Origin of the sequence: Serratia sp. CY32780 (assembly GCF_052169135.1) — a bacterium.
GTDB classification, from domain to species: domain Bacteria; phylum Pseudomonadota; class Gammaproteobacteria; order Enterobacterales; family Enterobacteriaceae; genus Serratia; species Serratia sarumanii.
The window spans coordinates 1-16771 of sequence record NZ_JBJNLI010000002.1 but is presented as its reverse complement, the minus strand read 5'-3'; the positions used below and the strand labels follow the sequence as shown (position 1 = coordinate 16771).

18 protein-coding genes, 1 rRNA gene and 1 other annotated feature are annotated in these 16771 nt (G+C 56.6%); of the genes, 11 read left to right on the top strand and 8 right to left on the bottom strand.

Annotated elements, in window-relative coordinates:
- Positions 1-117 precede the first annotated feature (117 nt).
- The 5 genes from ffh (at position 118) to rplS (ending at position 3734) form a co-directional block, all read left to right on the top strand.
- A complete protein-coding gene (ffh, locus tag ACJ8HH_RS13640; RefSeq protein WP_004932504.1) occupies positions 118-1479 on the top strand; it encodes a signal recognition particle protein in 1362 nt (453 codons plus the stop codon).
- Positions 1480-1693: 214 nt separating this feature from the next.
- Positions 1694-1942 (top strand): 30S ribosomal protein S16, encoded by a 249-nt coding sequence (rpsP, locus tag ACJ8HH_RS13635; protein ID WP_004932501.1) that lies wholly within the window; start codon positions 1694-1696, stop codon positions 1940-1942.
- An 18-nt stretch (positions 1943-1960) separates the two neighbouring features.
- Positions 1961-2509 (top strand): ribosome maturation factor RimM, encoded by a 549-nt coding sequence (gene rimM / locus ACJ8HH_RS13630; RefSeq protein WP_060451844.1) that lies wholly within the window; start codon positions 1961-1963, stop codon positions 2507-2509.
- A gap of 52 nt (positions 2510-2561) precedes the next feature.
- Positions 2562-3329, top strand: coding sequence for a tRNA (guanosine(37)-N1)-methyltransferase TrmD (gene trmD / locus ACJ8HH_RS13625; protein ID WP_004932485.1), 768 nt, complete (start codon positions 2562-2564; stop codon positions 3327-3329).
- A 48-nt stretch (positions 3330-3377) separates the two neighbouring features.
- Positions 3378-3734: a 50S ribosomal protein L19 gene (gene rplS, locus ACJ8HH_RS13620; RefSeq protein ID WP_025301638.1), complete on the top strand. Its 357-nt coding sequence runs from the start codon at positions 3378-3380 to the stop codon at positions 3732-3734.
- Between the two features lie 143 nt (positions 3735-3877).
- On the opposite strand, the gene ACJ8HH_RS13615 is transcribed toward rplS, so the two are convergent.
- From ACJ8HH_RS13615 to ACJ8HH_RS13600, 4 genes are all read right to left on the bottom strand, one after another.
- Positions 3878-4105 carry an ogr/Delta-like zinc finger family protein gene (locus ACJ8HH_RS13615; RefSeq protein WP_033637183.1) on the bottom strand — a complete coding sequence of 76 codons (228 nt, stop codon included), beginning with the start codon at positions 4103-4105 and terminating at the stop codon, positions 3878-3880.
- Positions 4106-4168: 63 nt separating this feature from the next.
- Positions 4169-4684, bottom strand: a complete 516-nt coding sequence (locus ACJ8HH_RS13610) for a lysozyme (protein ID WP_039568943.1) — start codon at positions 4682-4684, stop codon at positions 4169-4171.
- Positions 4668-4889 carry an HP1 family phage holin gene (locus tag ACJ8HH_RS13605; protein WP_025301641.1) on the bottom strand — a complete coding sequence of 74 codons (222 nt, stop codon included), beginning with the start codon at positions 4887-4889 and terminating at the stop codon, positions 4668-4670. Before ACJ8HH_RS13605 ends, ACJ8HH_RS13610 begins: the two co-directional genes overlap by 17 nt.
- Before the next feature lie 249 nt (positions 4890-5138).
- Complete coding sequence (locus ACJ8HH_RS13600) at positions 5139-5903, bottom strand: DUF481 domain-containing protein (protein ID WP_004932469.1); 765 nt, start codon at positions 5901-5903, stop codon at positions 5139-5141.
- A 507-nt stretch (positions 5904-6410) separates the two neighbouring features.
- On the opposite strand from ACJ8HH_RS13600, the gene ACJ8HH_RS13595 reads away from it, so the two are divergent.
- Positions 6411-7487 (top strand): 3-deoxy-7-phosphoheptulonate synthase, encoded by a 1077-nt coding sequence (locus ACJ8HH_RS13595; protein WP_060451845.1) that lies wholly within the window; start codon positions 6411-6413, stop codon positions 7485-7487.
- A gap of 3 nt (positions 7488-7490) precedes the next feature.
- Entirely contained in the window at positions 7491-8612 is a 1122-nt protein-coding gene (gene tyrA / locus ACJ8HH_RS13590; RefSeq protein WP_033637185.1) for a bifunctional chorismate mutase/prephenate dehydrogenase, read from the top strand.
- 58 nt (positions 8613-8670) lie between these two features.
- Here tyrA and pheA read toward each other — a convergent pair whose 3' ends face one another.
- From pheA to bamD, 4 genes are all read right to left on the bottom strand, one after another.
- Positions 8671-9828, bottom strand: coding sequence for a bifunctional chorismate mutase/prephenate dehydratase (gene pheA / locus ACJ8HH_RS13585; protein ID WP_033650020.1), 1158 nt, complete (start codon positions 9826-9828; stop codon positions 8671-8673).
- A 42-nt stretch (positions 9829-9870) separates the two neighbouring features.
- Positions 9871-9997, bottom strand: a sequence feature (Phe leader region).
- Positions 9949-9996: a hypothetical protein gene (locus tag ACJ8HH_RS13580; RefSeq protein WP_101428074.1), complete on the bottom strand. Its 48-nt coding sequence runs from the start codon at positions 9994-9996 to the stop codon at positions 9949-9951. It overlaps the preceding feature by 48 nt.
- Before the next feature lie 122 nt (positions 9998-10119).
- Positions 10120-10461 carry a ribosome-associated translation inhibitor RaiA gene (raiA, locus tag ACJ8HH_RS13575; protein ID WP_004932457.1) on the bottom strand — a complete coding sequence of 114 codons (342 nt, stop codon included), beginning with the start codon at positions 10459-10461 and terminating at the stop codon, positions 10120-10122.
- 312 nt (positions 10462-10773) lie between these two features.
- The gene (gene bamD, locus ACJ8HH_RS13570) at positions 10774-11505 is read right to left on the bottom strand and encodes an outer membrane protein assembly factor BamD (protein WP_004932456.1); all 732 of its coding nucleotides are present in this window, start codon (positions 11503-11505) and stop codon (positions 10774-10776) included.
- Positions 11506-11636: 131 nt separating this feature from the next.
- Between bamD and rluD the strand changes: the two genes are divergently transcribed.
- From rluD to ACJ8HH_RS13550, 4 genes are all read left to right on the top strand, one after another.
- Positions 11637-12614 (top strand): 23S rRNA pseudouridine(1911/1915/1917) synthase RluD, encoded by a 978-nt coding sequence (gene rluD / locus ACJ8HH_RS13565; RefSeq protein WP_004932452.1) that lies wholly within the window; start codon positions 11637-11639, stop codon positions 12612-12614.
- Entirely contained in the window at positions 12614-13345 is a 732-nt protein-coding gene (yfiH, locus tag ACJ8HH_RS13560; RefSeq protein ID WP_060451846.1) for a purine nucleoside phosphorylase YfiH, read from the top strand. The genes rluD and yfiH overlap by 1 nt, the downstream gene beginning before the upstream one ends.
- Positions 13346-13475: 130 nt before the next feature.
- Positions 13476-16049 carry an ATP-dependent chaperone ClpB gene (clpB, locus tag ACJ8HH_RS13555; RefSeq protein ID WP_025301647.1) on the top strand — a complete coding sequence of 858 codons (2574 nt, stop codon included), beginning with the start codon at positions 13476-13478 and terminating at the stop codon, positions 16047-16049.
- A gap of 511 nt (positions 16050-16560) precedes the next feature.
- Positions 16561-16771 (top strand): 16S ribosomal RNA (locus ACJ8HH_RS13550); the annotation flags it as partial.

The following is a 16771-nucleotide window of genomic DNA, read 5'->3' as shown; positions in this document are numbered from 1 at the left end:
GCGCGTTTCACTCCAACCTATCTCCAACGCTGAGGCAGAGATCCGCCGCGCTTCGTGTTATCATCGGCGCAATTGTGTCGCCGGAGCGGCCTGTCATTACACGTTGAGCATGAGACGATGTTTGAAAATTTAACCGATCGATTGTCGCGCACGTTGCGCAATATCAGCGGCCGCGGGCGGCTGACCGAAGAGAATATCAAGGAAACCCTGCGTGAAGTGCGCATGGCATTGCTGGAAGCGGACGTCGCGCTGCCGGTGGTGCGCGACTTCATCAACCGCGTCAAAGAGAGCGCGGTCGGCCATGAAGTCAACAAGAGCCTGACGCCGGGGCAGGAGTTCGTCAAGATCGTCAAAGGCGAGCTGATCGCCGCGATGGGCGAAGTCAACACCGAGCTGAATCTGGCGGCCCAGCCGCCGGCGGTGGTGCTGATGGCGGGCTTGCAGGGTGCCGGTAAAACCACCAGCGTCGGTAAACTCGGCAAATTCCTGAAAGAAAAACAGAAGAAGAAAGTGTTGGTGGTTTCCGCGGACGTTTATCGCCCGGCGGCGATCAAACAGCTGGAAACGCTGGCGGAAGGCGTCGGCATCGATTTCTTCCCGTCTGACGTCAAAGAAAAACCGATCGACATCGTCAATCGCGCGCTGCAACAGGCCAAGCTGAAGTTCTACGACGTACTGATCGTCGATACCGCCGGCCGTTTGCACGTTGACGAAGCGATGATGGACGAGATCAAACAGGTGCACGCGGCGATCAAGCCGGTGGAAACCCTGTTCGTGGTCGACGCCATGACCGGCCAGGACGCCGCCAATACCGCCAAGGCGTTTAACGAAGCGCTGCCGCTGACCGGCGTGGTGCTGACCAAGGTCGACGGCGACGCGCGCGGCGGTGCCGCGCTGTCCATCCGTCATATCACCGGCAAGCCGATCAAATTCCTCGGCGTGGGCGAGAAGACCGAAGCGCTGGAGCCGTTCTACCCGGATCGCGTGGCATCGCGCATCCTGGGCATGGGCGACGTGCTGTCGCTGATCGAAGATATCGAAAGCAAGGTCGACCGCGAGCAGGCGGAGAAGTTGGCCAACAAGCTGAAGAAGGGTGACGGTTTCGATCTGACCGACTTCCTGGAGCAGCTCAAGCAGATGCGCAACATGGGCGGCATGGCCAACATGCTGAGCAAGCTGCCGGGCGCCGGCCAGCTGCCGGACAACGTCAAGTCGCAGATGGACGATAAAGTGCTGGTGCGCATGGAGGCGATCATCAACTCGATGACGCTGAAAGAGCGCGCCAAACCGGAAATCATCAAGGGCTCGCGCAAGCGCCGCATCGCGATGGGGGCCGGCATGCAGGTGCAGGACGTCAACCGCTTGCTGAAGCAGTTCGACGAAATGCAGCGTATGATGAAGAAGATGAAGAAAGGCGGTATGGCGAAGATGATGCGCGGCATGAAAGGTATGATGCCGCCGGGCTTCCCAGGCCGCTGATGGGCCTCCGCACGCCGAGTGCGGGCGCTTTCAGCATTCGCCGTTCGCGGTGAAAACCGCCCGAAATTTGACAGGCTGCAAAAGTTGTCCCCTGCGATCGACGCTTTAGATTGCTTTTTGCGCCAAAATGAGTAAAATTTTCGGGCTTTTTATATTGCAACCGGGCCCCGTCCCTCAATGGGGCCCGGCTGTTTTATTAACTAAAGAGGATGTTATGGTAACAATTCGTTTGGCACGTGGCGGCGCTAAAAAGCGTCCGTTCTATCAAGTAGTAGTGACCGACAGCCGCAACGCTCGTGATGGTCGTTTCATCGAGCGCGTAGGCTTCTTCAACCCGATCGCTTCCGGTCAGGCTGAAGCACTGCGTCTGGACCTGGACCGCATCGAGCACTGGGTCGGTCTGGGTGCAACCGTTTCTGATCGCGTTCACGCGCTGATCAAAGACGCTAAGAAAGCAGCTTAATCTGTCGCGGTGGTGGCAATGAGCAAGCAACTCAAACCGGTAGCGCCGATCGCGCCGATTGTACTCGGTAAAATGGGGTCCGCTTACGGCATTCGTGGTTGGCTCAGAGTGTTTTCATCCACCGAGAACGCCGAAAGCATTTTTGACTATCAGCCGTGGTTTATCCAGCAGGCGGGTCAGTGGCAGCATATCGAGTTGGAAGACTGGAAGCGCCACAGTCAGGATCTGATCATCAAGGTCAAAGGCATTGACGATCGGGACGCGGCGAATCTGCTGACTAATCGCGAGATTATGGTGGATTCCGATCAACTTCCTCCGCTGGAGGGTGACGATTACTACTGGAAAGACCTGATGGGCTGCCAGGTAGTCACCACCGTCGGCTACGAGCTGGGTAAAGTCATCGATATGATGGAAACCGGCTCGAACGATGTGATGGTTGTGAAAGCGAACCTGAAAGATGCGTTCGGCATGAAGGAGCGGTTGATTCCGTTTCTTCATGGGCAGGTTATCAAGAAAGTCGATCTCACTGCCCGCGTGATTGAGGCAGATTGGGATCCTGGTTTTTGACCCCCGGATCAAACGGTCGAAGCAAGTGGAATAACGGTAAGGGGATTGGCTTGTGTTCATCGGTATTGTAAGCCTGTTTCCTGAGATGTTCCGCGCTATCACCGATTACGGGGTGACTGGCCGGGCAGTAAAAAATGGCCTGCTGAGCGTGCAGTGTTGGAGTCCTCGCGACTTCACCTACGACCGGCATCGCACCGTGGACGATCGCCCTTACGGCGGCGGCCCGGGAATGCTGATGATGGTGCAACCTTTACGGGAAGCCATTCATGCGGCGAAAGCAGCGGCAGGCGAGGGAGCAAAGGTGATTTATCTGTCACCTCAGGGGCGCAAGCTGGATCAAACCGGCGTGTGCGAACTGGCGGCCAATCAGAAGATGATTCTGGTGTGCGGCCGCTACGAAGGGATAGACGAGCGCGTAATCCAAACCGAAATTGACGAAGAATGGTCAATCGGCGATTACGTTCTCAGCGGCGGGGAACTGCCGGCGATGACCCTGATTGATTCAGTCGCCCGTTTCATACCGGGTGTGCTGGGCCATCAGGCCTCAGCGGAGGAAGACTCCTTCGCCGACGGATTGCTGGACTGCCCGCACTATACCCGCCCAGAGGTGTTGGAAGGGATGGAAGTACCGCCGGTTCTGCTGTCGGGCAACCATGCCGAGATACGTCGCTGGCGCTTAAAGCAGTCGCTGGGCCGAACCTGGCTTAGAAGACCTGAACTTCTAGAAAGCCTAGCTCTGACTGACGAGCAAGCGGTGTTGCTGGCTGAGTTCCAACGGGAACATCAGGCCAGGCAACAGGACTATGAAGGAAACGTCTGACATCAGACGGGACCGATATATCAGTTTACCTAGGGTAAGAGACATATTATGAGCAACATTATTAAGCAACTTGAACAAGAGCAGATGAAACAAGACGTACCTGCATTCCGTCCGGGTGATTCCGTGGAAGTGAAGGTATGGGTCGTTGAAGGTAGCAAAAAACGTCTGCAGGCATTCGAGGGCGTGGTTATCGCTATCCGTAACCGCGGTCTGCACTCTGCATTCACTGTTCGTAAGATTTCCAACGGCGAAGGTGTTGAGCGCGTATTCCAGACTCACTCCCCAGTAATCGACAGCATTGCTGTGAAACGTCGTGGTGCCGTTCGTAAAGCTAAACTGTACTACCTGCGTGAGCGTACTGGTAAGGCTGCTCGTATCAAAGAGCGTCTGAACCGCGTTGGCTAACGCTGCATCCAAAAGTTAATAGTTATCAGGGGTTGGCATTATGCCAACCCCTTTTTTTATCTGGAAAATCTATCATCTCGCATTTGCGAGACTTGGCCGCCTGGCAGCGACATTAAAAAGCCTGCATCAGCAGGCTTTTTGCATTACAGCGCGGCGGCGCTTTGTTTATGCTGACTCTCCGGCGGGTGCGGCTGCGCCGGGACAATGTCATCGCCAGGTTTGACGATCACCCGCGCGACGGACTCGTGCGTGGCGAACGTGCAGCTGCAATTGATGTTGCGGCATTGATGGTAACGCTCTTTGGTCGACTCGCTCAGATAGCGGCTGGAGCGAGTGTGGGCCACGTGACCGCATAATGGACAGTGCATCATAAGAACCCCCTTGAACAAATTAAGTGAAATTGTTGTGGCATCACCCTTCGGCGAGCGAACTCGTCATGATGAGGCAATACCCTGCAAGCACAGTGCGCGTTCCGTGGCGCGTCGCTGTTCCAGCCCTTTGTTTTTCTTTCCGTTTACGTAAATCCAGCGAGGCAACTGATCGCAGGCCTGCCGCCACTGGCGCTGTTGCAGCAGCGCGACCAGCGTAGAGTGGCAGGCTGCGCTGATGCCCACGTTGAAGGCGAAGGCGATCACCGCATCATAGGTTTGTTGCGAGAGCGTATGCGGCAGGCAAGCGGCCATGCCGCGTTCGGTGCGGCGAACATCGTCGACCAAACCCACCGCGGCTTGCCGTTCATCGATCGTCTTGCCTGGGATGACGTCGGCAGTATGCCCAATGCCCTGCGTCCACACCCCGGCGCTGCACTGGTAAGGCGACAGGCGGCAACCTTCGAGATCGGCGATCAGCCTGAGACCGGCTTCTGAGGTTTGCAGCTCGCCAAATGACGGTAACAGCACCGCGATGGCCAAAACGGCGGCGACGCTGCAGCGCTTAACGATTGCACTCATCGTAAATTTTCCTCCGTGATGCCGCATTGCGCTCAATGGCCTTCAAGATCTGCAGGCTTTTACGTCGGTAGTACCAGTTCACCAGAAACGTGCCGATGCCTACCGCCGCACCGACTAAAAAGGCAATGTCCTGCGGAGAGAGCTTGCCGAGCCAGGCGAGAAACAGCGCCATGGCGTAGGTGATGAATGAGGTGATTTTCTCCATAACTTATGCTCGCTTTGTTTACAGCATCTCGGGAACTATGGTGGCCATCGATGCGTTACTGGTCGCTCACTATCGAAATCCATCATGCCCCGAGGCTGTACAATAATTACTGTATATGCATACAGTATTAAGCTATTTGCTAAAGTCGTCAATGGGTGGGATGAATATTTTTAGCAGATTGTGCAAAAGAGGGCGGCAGGCATAAAAAAGCCCATCGATGATGGGCTTCGAGAGATTCTGGAAGGGAGATTACAGGCCGTAGACCAGCGTGACCGAGGTGGTGGTGTCGGTGTTTTTCGGTGCCGAGGCCGGCGGTTTGCTGTTGTAGGTCACGGTGTAGGCTACGCGCAGTGAGAAGCGATCGTTGATCGCCACGTTCAACGCGCTTTCCGAGTTCAGCGTGGTTTCCTCGTTCGCCAGCGCGGAAACGCCCTGAATGAACTTGGTGTTGTCGGTCAGCTGATAGGAATAGTTGGCCGCACCGTAGGCCAGCCCTTTGGTCGAGCGGCCGCCGCCGTGGTATTCGTCATGGCGCACGCCGGGACCGAATTCTACCCGCAGGTCGCTGAGCGGCCCGTTGAGGAGTTGACGGCCGTAGCCGCCCGTCAGCGTGGAGCGTGAATCGTAACCGTTGAAACGGTCGCTCAGCCAGCTGGCTTGGCCGAACAGGTAGTTGCGGTCGGTCAGGTTATAGCGCGTACGGCCACCGGCCTGGTATTTTTCGGAGGAGCGTACGTTGGAGGAGGTGGTGTTGTTGGCCGCCCCCCACAGGCTGTACGCCGCGTCGCTGTTGAACCAGGTCATGTTGGTGTTGGCCAGCAGGGTGGAACTCTGCGAGTTGCCTGACTGGGCGTTGTAGCCCGCCTGCACGTTGCCTTCAAACGGTTTCTTGGCGGTGGCCGGATCGTCCATCGCGGTGAAAAGCGTATTGTCGGCGAGAGCTGAAACACTGGTGAAAGTCGTTAAGCAGCAAATATACAGCGGAAAAGCGCGACGAGCGCGAGAAGAGAGCATTTTGGATCCAGTTGTTAAGGGTGGTTATTGTTGATGACGGTCACATTATATCGGTTCATTTCGGCGACAAAAATAGCCGCCATTAGCTTAAGTTTTTAATTTTTATTCCTTATTTATTCGCTTTTCTTCTACTGAAATTCATCGCTTTCAGCAGCGCTTCGTGCTGAGTCTGGCGGATGCCTGTCTCAGCCCATTCGTTGGCGCTGAGGTGGGGGGCGCGTCTTCCTTGTAAAATCAAATGTACATTTATGTTTACGATTCCCGTCTATTGCCAGGCAAGCGGGTAGAGAGGCGCTGGCAATCTTTTTGTTTGTATATGTTATTGAAATTATTGAGTTTATTTTATTTATTGAAGTGCCTTTCCCAATGGTTTTTCTTAGGGGTAATTACGGTAATTTTTTATTTACGGAAATTGGATTGAAAACTTTACATTGCGTGATAAGGTAGAGCCCTGAAACGCTCAAGGTTCCACTTCAACGCATAACGCCAAACGACAGGAATAGCATCATGCAAAAAGACGCGCTCAATAACGTACACATCAGTGCAGAACAGGTTCTCATCACACCGGAGGAGCTGAAGAACCAGTTCCCGCTTAGCGCCGACGACGAAAATGAAATCGCCACCGCGCGCAACACCATCGCCAACATTTTGCAGGGGCGCGATCATCGCCTGTTGGTAGTGTGCGGGCCTTGTTCGATCCACGATCCGGATGCGGCGCTGGACTATGCCCGTCGTTTGAAAACCCTGGCGGCTGACTTGAGCGATCAGCTGTATATCGTTATGCGCGTCTATTTTGAAAAACCCAGAACCACTGTCGGCTGGAAAGGTTTGATCAACGATCCGTACATGGACGGTTCGTTTGACGTTGAAGCAGGCTTGCATATCGCGCGTCGCCTGTTGCTGGATCTGGTGGGCATGGGCTTGCCGTTGGCTACCGAAGCGTTGGATCCGAACAGCCCGCAGTACCTGGGGGACTTGTTCAGCTGGTCGGCGATCGGTGCGCGCACCACCGAGTCGCAGACCCACCGCGAAATGGCTTCCGGCCTGTCGATGCCGGTCGGCTTCAAAAACGGCACCGACGGCAGTCTGGGCACCGCCATCAACGCCATGCGCGCCGCCGCCATGCCGCACCGTTTTGTCGGCATCAACCAGGCGGGCCAGGTTTGCCTGCTGCAGACCCAGGGCAACCCGGACGGGCATGTGATCCTGCGCGGCGGTAAAACCCCGAACTACAGCGCCGAGCACGTTGCGGCCTGTGAAAAACAGATGCTCGAGGCGGGACTCCATCCGTCCTTGATGATAGATTGCAGCCATGGCAACTCGAATAAAGACTATCGCCGTCAGCCGGCGGTGGCCGAGTCCGTGATGGAGCAGATTAAGGCGGGCAACCGTTCGATCACCGGCATCATGCTGGAGAGCCATCTGCATGAGGGCAACCAGTCTTCCGAGCAGCCGCGTGCAGACATGCGTTACGGTGTGTCCGTCACCGACGCCTGCATCAACTGGGAAAGCACGGAAACGCTGCTGCGTCATATGCATCAGGAACTCGGCGCTGCGCTGACGGCACGCACGGGAGAAAAGTAAGTTATGGTGGCAGAACTGACCGCGTTGCGCGATCAAATTGACGAGGTGGACAAAGCGCTGCTGGATCTGCTGGCGAAACGCCTGCATCTGGTAGCGGAAGTCGGCGAGGTGAAAAGCCGCCACGGTTTACCGGTTTATGTGCCGGAGCGCGAAGCGGCGATGCTGGCCTCGCGCCGTCAAGAGGCGGAAAACCTCGGGGTGCCGCCGGATTTGATCGAGGATGTCTTGCGCCGCGTGATGCGCGAATCGTACGTCAGCGAGAACGATAAAGGCTTTAAAACCCTGTGCCCGCAGCTGCGGCCGATCGTCATCATTGGCGGCAACGGCCAGATGGGCCGGCTGTTCAACCGTCTGCTGACGTTGTCGGGTTATCAGGTCAGGGTATTGGATCAGGAAGATTGGCCGCAGGCGGAACAGCTGTTGGCAGACGCCGGCATGGTGATCGTCAGCGTGCCGATCCATGTGACCGAACAGGTGATAAGCCGCCTGCCGCCGTTGCCCGACGACTGTATTTTGGTGGATTTGGCGTCGGTGAAGAACCGTCCGCTGCATGCGATGCTTGCGGTGCACAGTGGCCCGGTGGTGGGGTTGCACCCGATGTTCGGCCCGGACGTGGGCAGCGTGGCGAAGCAGGTCGTGGTTTACTGCGACGGCCGCCGGCCAGAGGCTTACCAGTGGTTGCTTGAACAGCTACAGGTGTGGGGGGCGCGGCTGCACCGCATCAGTGCGGTCGAACACGATCAGAACATGGCGTTTATTCAGGCGCTGCGGCACTTTGCCACCTTCGCCTACGGGTTGCATCTGGCGGAAGAGAACGTGCAACTGGAGCAGTTGCTGGCGCTCTCTTCGCCGATCTACCGGCTGGAGCTGGCGATGGTTGGCCGCCTGTTTGCGCAGGACCCGCAGCTGTACGCCGACATTATCATGTCGTCGGAGGAAAACGTGGCGTTGATCAAACGCTACTACCAGCGCTTCGGCGAGGCGATCAAGCTGTTGGAGCACGGCGACAAACAGGCGTTTATCGATAGCTTCCGCAAGGTGGAGCACTGGTTTGGCGATTACGCCCAGCGCTTCCTGGTGGAAAGCCGCACGCTGTTACGGCAGGCTAACGACAGCCGGCAGTAAAATACCGGCGGTAAATAAAAATGAAGGGTTCGGCTTGGCCGAACCTTTTTTTATCGCGTCAGGATGGGTTGACCGGCACCACGGTGTCGCTGGGATAACAGCCCAGCACCTTCAGCGAGCGGGTGATGGGCGCCAGATCGCGCAGCGCTTTTTGCATTGCGTCGGCACGCAGGTTGGCCTGCACATCGATGTAAAACATCTCTTCCCACGGATTGCCGTTGATCGGGCGTGACTCCAGTTTGGTCATGATGATGCCGTTGTCGCGCAATACCAGCAGCGCTTCGACCAGCGCACCGGATTGCTGGCCGGTCGCCATGATCAGCGTGGTTTTGGCCGGCACCTGTTCGGAGACGTCGATCGCTTTACGCGCCAGGACGATAAAGCGGGTGATGTTCTGCTGTTGATTGGCGAGGTTGTGTTCCAGCACTTGCAGCCCGTACAGCGCGCCGCCGGCCTCGCTGCCCAGCGCCGCCACCTTCGGCGAATTCAACTTGGCGACTTTCTCCATTGCGGCGGCCGTGCTTTCGGTGTATTCGATTTTCCAGTGCGGGAATCGATTCAGGAACTGGCTGCACTGCTGGAACGGCTGCGGGTGGCTGTAGACGATTTCAATCTGGCTCAAATCGCTGTCGCCGGCCACCAGAACACAGTGGTTGATCGGGTTGGTCAGTTCGCCGACGATCGACAGACTGGTGTGTTGCAGCAGGTCGTACACCTCATTAATCGAGCCGGAGCTGGTGTTCTCGATCGGCAGAATGGCGTAGTCCGCCTGGCCGGTTTCCACCTGGGCGAAGATATCCTGAAACTTCTGGCAGCCACATTCGATCAACCGATCGAAATGGCGGGCGGCGTATTGGCGCGCCGCCAGATGTGAATAAGAGCCTTTCGGGCCGAGAAAGGCGATGCGGGCGGAGTGTTGGCTGACGGGATTGAGCTGGTGCTGCAGTAGCGCCTGCTGGGTCAGGACGGAGTCTTCAATGATCAGTTGGAACAGGCGGGTGACGTAGAAACCGTCCAGGTCGTAAGGCTTGGCGGCGGCGATCAGCGCATCCAGCAGATCGCGCTCGCGCTCTTTGTCGCGGATCGGACGGTGAGAGTGCAGTTTGGTCTTGCCGACTTCGATCGCCAGTTCACGGCGTTCCGCCAGCAGGGCCAACAGTTTCAAATCCAGTGCGCTGATGCGCTCGCGCAGCACCAATAACGGGTTGTCAGTCATAATCAGCTTCCGCCTTCAGTTCTTATTCGTTGTATAACAGCCATAAAAAAAGCCTCCTGTTTCCAGGAGGCCTTGTTGTTCGTCTTCGCATTCTTTCTCACACGACGAAACGCCTCCCAGTCAGGGGAAGGTAAAAAAGAATGCGAAGAAAAACGGTGTGCGTGGCATGGTCTACCTAAGGTTAATGCGAACAGGTTTTAAAGTAACCGCTGGCTTTTACCCCGTCAACAAAAATACCCGACAAAAAACGCGCCCTCGGGCGCGTTTGATGCGGCAACCGCAGTCGGACGGTTATTCCTGTTCCTGCGTCACTTCCGGCACGATGTCTTTCACGCTGGCATTGCAGCGGCGCGCTTCGCCTTTGTGCTGCACCTTGTTCAGCTGGCGCTCCAGCTTGGCGATCAGCTCGTTAACGGCGGTATACATGTCATCATGTTTGGCGCTGGCGACCAGCGGGCCGTTCGGCGTGGTAATGGTAGCGTCGGCGACAAACCCCTGCGGTTCTTTGGATAAGACGATATGCGGGTTTATCAGCTGGGTCTGCCATTTTTCCAGTTTGGTGAGACGGTCTTCGACGTGATTGCGGATTGCGGGAGTGATATCCATTTGTTTGCTGGTAATGTTCAATGTCATATAACTTACCTCTCTGTCTTTCCGTCTTGGTGAACCCAGCATACCCCGCTTTTTGTTTAAATGCGTGATGTAAATCACGATTTTTTGTCACTTTTTGCAAAGTTAGTTCAATCTGTGATTCAGCATTTGAATTGGTTATCTAATGCTTGAGAGTTGCCGCCGGATGGCGCATTATCGATGAGTTGACCGGTGAGGAGCGCTAGCTAACACCGTGTTTTTACTTGTGTATTCTTCCAGTGAAAACCAGGTCCACGCCAATGAAAACGGCAGCCGAGGCTGCCGTTTTGTTTTTTTGCCGTTGCCGACGCGCGCTTATTGCGGGTTGGCGGCGATCACTTTGGCCACTTTGTCAGCCTGGCCGTTCAGCTGCAGTTGCTTGTAGGCATTTTCCATCAGCGGCAACACGTCGTGCGTCGCTTTGGTATCCGGGAATTCACGCAACATCTGCTCGGCGCGATTAACGACCGCGACGTAAGCACCGCGTTTAGTGTAGTATTCCGCCACCGAAAGCTCATACTTGGCCAAGCGGTCTTTCAGATACACCAAACGCTTGTTGGCGTCGGTCGCGTATTGGCTGTTCGGGTATTGCTGAATCAGCTGGCTGAAGTCGCGGAACGCAGCGCGAGCGTGCTGAGGATCGCGGTCCGAACGGTCAACCCCGAAGAAGCCCTGCAGCGCGCTGTCATCGAGCGCCATGTCGGTCAGACCGCGCATGTACATCACGTAATCGATGTTCGGGTGCGTCGGGTTCAGGCGCATGAAGCGATCGATGGATGCCTGCGCCATCGGCAAGTCGGCGGCCTTATAGTAGGCGTAAATCAAATCCAGCTGGACCTGCTGGGAATACGGCCCGAAAGGATAGCGGTTATCTAACGCTTCGAGTTGCGTAATCGCGCCCTTGAAGTTACCGTCCTGCAGCTTTTGCTGCGCGGTGGCATAGATTTCCGAAGGTGGGTTGTCGGGAACCGCATCCTTGGATGTGGAGCAACCTGCCAGCGCCAGGCTCAACGTGGCTGCCGCCACCAGATATTTCATACGCGTCATGACGTTTTGATTATCCTCAGGGTGTTATTCCGGGAGACTGTCCGTTAAGCTCCCGACAAAGACCAGGTACAATAGCACATTATATTAAACGGCATCGCCGTGAAAACCCAACGTTAACGAAGAAGCTGCATATGGCACAACAAGTACAACTCACCGCAACGGTGGCCGAATCTCAACTCGGACAACGTTTAGATCAGGCTTTGGCCGAATTGTTCCCTGATTATTCACGATCTCGCATAAAAGAGTGGATCCTGGGCGATCGGGTGAAGGTCAATGGCAAAACGTCAAACAAACCGAAAGAGAAGGTGCTGGGCGGAGAGACGGTCGCCATCGATGCACAGATAGAAGAAGAGGCGCGTTGGGAGCCGCAGGATATCGCGTTGGATATCGTCTATGAAGACAGCGACATCCTGGTGATCAACAAGCCGCGCGATTTGGTGGTGCACCCTGGCGCCGGTAACCCGGACGGCACGGTGCTCAATGCGCTGCTGCATCACTACCCGGAAATCGCCGACGTGCCGCGCGCCGGCATCGTGCACCGTCTGGATAAAGACACCACCGGCCTGATGGTGGTGGCGAAAACCGTGCCGGCGCAAACCCGGCTGGTGGAAGCGCTGCAGGCGCGTGAAATCACCCGTGAATACGAAGCGGTGGCGATTGGCACCATGACCGCCGGCGGCACGGTAGAAGAGCCCATAGCGCGCCATTCCACCAAGCGTACCCACATGGCGGTGCACCCGATGGGTAAACCGGCGGTGACGCACTACCGCATCATGGAACACTTCCGCGCGCACACCCGTCTGCGTCTGCGCCTGGAAACCGGCCGTACTCACCAGATCCGCGTGCACATGGCTTACATCAGCCATCCGCTGGTGGGCGATCCGCTGTACGGCGGCCGTCCACGTCCGCCGAAGGGGGCTTCGGAAGCCTTCATCAACACGCTGCGCGGTTTTGACCGCCAGGCGCTGCACGCCACCATGCTGCGTTTGTACCATCCGATCAGCGGCATCCAGATGGAGTGGCATGCGCCGCTGCCGCAGGACATGGTCGATCTGATTAACGCGCTGAAGGCGGATACCGAAGAATTCAAAGATCAGATGGACTGGTAATGAACTCGCTCATTCTGCCCGACTGGCCATTGCCTCCCGGCGTTAAGGCCTGCAGCACCACGCGCGGCGGCGGCGTCAGCCTGCCGCCTTATGACTCGCTGAACCTCGGCGCCCACGTCGGTGACGAGGAGCAAGCGGTGAAGCGCAATCGGGAACGGTTGGTTACCGTCGCCGGCTTGCCGCAGATGCCGGTGTGGCTCGAGCAGATACATGGCACCCGTGTGGTGACGTTGGCGGGGCAAGCGCCCGCCGATCTGCGGGCGGATGCGGTTTACAGCAACGTGCCGGGGCAGGTGTGTGCCGTGATGACGGCGGATTGTCTGCCGGTGCTGTTCTGTTCGCAGCACGGCGATGAAGTGGCCGCCGCTCACGCCGGCTGGCGTGGGTTATGCCATGGCGTGCTGGAGCAAACCGTGACGGCGTTCAGCGCCGCGCCGAGCCAGATCAGCGCCTGGCTGGGGCCGGCGATCGGCCCGCAGCAGTTTGAGGTCGGGCCGGAGGTGCGCGCTGCCTTTATCGCGGAAGACGCCGAAGCCGCGTTGGCATTTACGCCGCACGGCGATAAGTTTTTGGCTAATATCTACTTGCTGGCCCGCCAACGTTTGTTGCGGGCAGGCGTGCAGGCCATCTACGGCGGCGACCGCTGCACGGTTAACGAAAAGAGTCATTTTTTCTCCTATCGACGCGATGGAATAACCGGACGTCTGGCAAGTTTAATCTGGCTGATATAACCTATTGAATTAGGACGATCCAACGACGCATGGCGTTGTACCGAAAATTTAGCGTCGAGATAACCTTGAAAATTTGAGGGATGACCTCATTTAATCTCCAGTAGCAATTTCGACCCATCTTGGAGGTGTTATGCGTCTGGATCGTCTTACCAACAAATTCCAGCTTGCCCTCGCCGATGCCCAGTCACTAGCCCTTGGGCACGACAACCAGTTTATTGAACCGCTACATCTGATGAGCGCCCTGCTCAATCAGGAAGGGGGCACGGTTCGTCCACTTTTAACTTCCGCAGGTATCGATGCCGGGCGCGTGCGCACCGAGATCGAACAGGCGCTGTCCCGTTTGCCGCAGGTAGAAGGTACCGGTGGCGACGTTCAACCGTCCCACGAGTTGGTGCGCGTCCTGAACCTGTGCGACAAGCTGGCACAGAAGCGTGCGGACAAATTCATTTCTTCCGAGCTGTTTGTGCTGGCGGTGCTGGAAGACCGCGGCTCGTTGACCGACTTGTTGAAAGCGGCCGGCGCAACGGCCGACAAAATCAGCAAAGCCATTGAACAAATGAGAGGCGGTGACAGCGTGGAAGATCAAGGCGCCGAAGACCAACGGCAAGCATTGAAGAAATACACGATCGATCTGACCGAACGCGCCGAGCAGGGCAAACTTGACCCGGTGATCGGCCGTGACGAAGAGATCCGCCGCACCATTCAGGTGCTGCAACGCCGTACCAAAAACAACCCGGTGCTGATCGGCGAACCTGGCGTGGGTAAAACCGCCATCGTCGAAGGCCTGGCGCAGCGCATCATCAACGGCGAAGTGCCGGAAGGGCTGAAGCACAAGCGCGTATTGTCCCTCGATATGGGCGCCTTGATCGCCGGCGCCAAATACCGCGGCGAGTTTGAAGAGCGTCTGAAAGGCGTGCTCAACGATCTGGCCAAGCAGGAAGGCAGCGTTATCCTGTTTATCGACGAACTGCACACCATGGTCGGCGCCGGTAAGGCGGATGGTGCGATGGATGCGGGCAACATGCTCAAGCCGGCGCTGGCGCGCGGCGAACTGCACTGCGTCGGTGCCACAACGCTGGATGAGTACCGCCAATATATAGAGAAAGACGCGGCGCTCGAACGCCGTTTCCAGAAAGTGTATGTGGCGGAGCCGAGCGTGGAAGACACCATCGCTATCCTGCGCGGCCTGAAAGAGCGTTACGAATTGCACCACCACGTGCAGATCACCGACCCGGCCATCGTGGCGGCGGCGACGCTTTCTCACCGTTATATCGCCGATCGTCAATTGCCGGACAAGGCTATCGACCTGATCGACGAAGCGGCATCCAGTATTCGCATGCAGATGGATTCCAAGCCGGAGTCGCTCGACAGGCTTGAACGCCGCATCATTCAGTTGAAGCTGGAACAGCAGGCGCTGAATAAAGAGTCTGACGACGCCAGCAAGAAACGCCTGGACATGCTCAGCGATGAGCTGGGGCAGAAAGAGCGCGAATATTCGGAGCTGGAAGAAGAGTGGAAAGCGGAAAAAGCCTCGCTCTCCGGCACTCAGAACATCAAGGCTGAACTCGAGCAGGCCAAAATCACCCTGGAGCAGGCGCGCCGCGTCGGCGATCTGGGGCGGATGTCGGAACTGCAATACGGCAAAATCCCTGAGCTGGAGAAACAGCTCGCCGCCGCCACGCAGGCCGAAGGCAAGAGCATGAAACTGCTGCGCAATCGGGTGACCGATGCGGAAATTGCCGAAGTGCTGGCGCGTGCCACCGGCATCCCGGTGGCCAGAATGCTGGAAGGCGAACGCGACAAACTGCTGCGCCTGGAGCAAGAGCTGCATTCGCGGGTGATCGGCCAGGACGAAGCGGTCAGCGCGGTCTCTAATGCTATCCGCCGCAGCCGCGCCGGGTTGTCCGATCCTAACCGGCCGATCGGTTCGTTCCTGTTCCTCGGCCCGACCGGGGTGGGGAAAACCGAGCTCTGCAAGGCGCTGGCTTCGTTCCTGTTCGACAGCGACGACGCCATGGTGCGTATCGACATGTCCGAGTTTATGGAGAAACACTCCGTTTCGCGTCTGGTCGGCGCGCCTCCGGGCTATGTTGGTTATGAAGAGGGCGGCTATCTGACGGAAGCCGTGCGCCGCCGGCCTTACTCGGTGATTCTGCTGGATGAAGTCGAGAAAGCGCACCCGGACGTATTCAACATTCTGCTGCAGGTGTTGGATGACGGCCGACTGACCGATGGCCAAGGCCGTACCGTCGATTTCCGCAATACCGTGGTGATCATGACTTCCAACCTGGGCTCCGATCTGATCCAGGAGCACTTCGGTCAGATGAACTACGCGCAGATGAAAGAGTCGGTGATGGAGATGGTGAGCCACCACTTCCGTCCTGAGTTCATCAACCGTATCGACGAAGTGGTGGTGTTCCATCCGCTGGGCGAGAAACACATTGCTGCAATCGCCAAAATTCAGCTGTCGCGTTTGTACAAACGTTTGGAAGAGCGAGGTTACGAAGTGACCATGACCGAACCGGCCCTGGCTTTGTTGAGCAAAACCGGTTACGACCCTGTGTATGGTGCGCGTCCGTTGAAACGCGCGATTCAGCAGGAGATCGAGAACCCGCTGGCGCAGCAAATCCTGTCCGGCAAGCTGATTCCCGGCAAGCTGGTGACGCTGGATGTGGAAAACGACCATATCGTTGCACGCCAATAACGGCAATTAAGCGTCGTGAAGATGAAAGGGAGCGGGTGACCGCTCCCTTTTCTTTATCTTCATTTGTCTCTATTTACAGGGTTTGCCGCTATTGCTGCGCTAAAACCGGTGTTTTTTGACTAATAAACATCCTAAAAAGGCATTTTGGGCGATTATTTGAGCGCTTGAAAAGTTTTTTGCAATTAGGGGTTGCGGCCTGCCGAGAACTCCCTATAATGCGCCTCCACTGACCGGGAACAACGACTGACAAGCCGCCGGGTCAGCGAGAGAAAAGCGAAATAAACGCTTGACTCTCCGGGCTAAAAGCGTAATATACGCAGCCCGCGCCGATGAGTTTCTCGGCACTGCTCTTTAACAATTTATCAGACAATCTGTGTGGGCACTCCACAAGACGATATCCAGCATCTTCGGATGCAAAAAAATATCAAGTCTTGAAGAGTGACTAACTGAAGTAAAATTCATGCAGTAAATCTTTGAGCATCGCTTCTCGAGTGGAAGCAAATCAAGCTTTTAATTGAAGAGTTTGATCATGGCTCAGATTGAACGCTGGCGGCAGGCTTAACACATGCAAGTCGAGCGGTAGCACAGGGGAGCTTGCTCCCTGGGTGACGAGCGGCGGACGGGTGAGTAATGTCTGGGAAACTGCCTGATGGAGGGGGATAACTACTGGAAACGGTAGCTAATACCGCATAACGTCGCAAGACCAAAGAGGGGGACCTTCG

Bases quoted from the DNA above. Each gene is read 5' to 3' on its own strand.
- ffh (WP_004932504.1), top strand. From the start codon at position 118: ATGTTTGAAAATTTAACCGATCGATTGTCGCGCACGTTGCGCAATATC.
- rpsP (WP_004932501.1), top strand. From the start codon at position 1,694: ATGGTAACAATTCGTTTGGCACGTGGCGGCGCTAAAAAGCGTCCGTTC.
- rimM (WP_060451844.1), top strand. From the start codon at position 1,961: ATGAGCAAGCAACTCAAACCGGTAGCGCCGATCGCGCCGATTGTACTC.
- rplS (WP_025301638.1), top strand. From the start codon at position 3,378: ATGAGCAACATTATTAAGCAACTTGAACAAGAGCAGATGAAACAAGAC.
- ACJ8HH_RS13615 (WP_033637183.1), bottom strand. From the start codon at position 4,105: ATGATGCACTGTCCATTATGCGGTCACGTGGCCCACACTCGCTCCAGC.
- ACJ8HH_RS13610 (WP_039568943.1), bottom strand. From the start codon at position 4,684: ATGAGTGCAATCGTTAAGCGCTGCAGCGTCGCCGCCGTTTTGGCCATC.
- ACJ8HH_RS13605 (WP_025301641.1), bottom strand. From the start codon at position 4,889: ATGGAGAAAATCACCTCATTCATCACCTACGCCATGGCGCTGTTTCTC.
- ACJ8HH_RS13600 (WP_004932469.1), bottom strand. From the start codon at position 5,903: ATGCTCTCTTCTCGCGCTCGTCGCGCTTTTCCGCTGTATATTTGCTGC.
- ACJ8HH_RS13595 (WP_060451845.1), top strand. From the start codon at position 6,411: ATGCAAAAAGACGCGCTCAATAACGTACACATCAGTGCAGAACAGGTT.
- tyrA (WP_033637185.1), top strand. From the start codon at position 7,491: ATGGTGGCAGAACTGACCGCGTTGCGCGATCAAATTGACGAGGTGGAC.
- pheA (WP_033650020.1), bottom strand. From the start codon at position 9,828: ATGACTGACAACCCGTTATTGGTGCTGCGCGAGCGCATCAGCGCACTG.
- raiA (WP_004932457.1), bottom strand. From the start codon at position 10,461: ATGACATTGAACATTACCAGCAAACAAATGGATATCACTCCCGCAATC.
- bamD (WP_004932456.1), bottom strand. From the start codon at position 11,505: ATGACGCGTATGAAATATCTGGTGGCGGCAGCCACGTTGAGCCTGGCG.
- rluD (WP_004932452.1), top strand. From the start codon at position 11,637: ATGGCACAACAAGTACAACTCACCGCAACGGTGGCCGAATCTCAACTC.
- yfiH (WP_060451846.1), top strand. From the start codon at position 12,614: ATGAACTCGCTCATTCTGCCCGACTGGCCATTGCCTCCCGGCGTTAAG.
- clpB (WP_025301647.1), top strand. From the start codon at position 13,476: ATGCGTCTGGATCGTCTTACCAACAAATTCCAGCTTGCCCTCGCCGAT.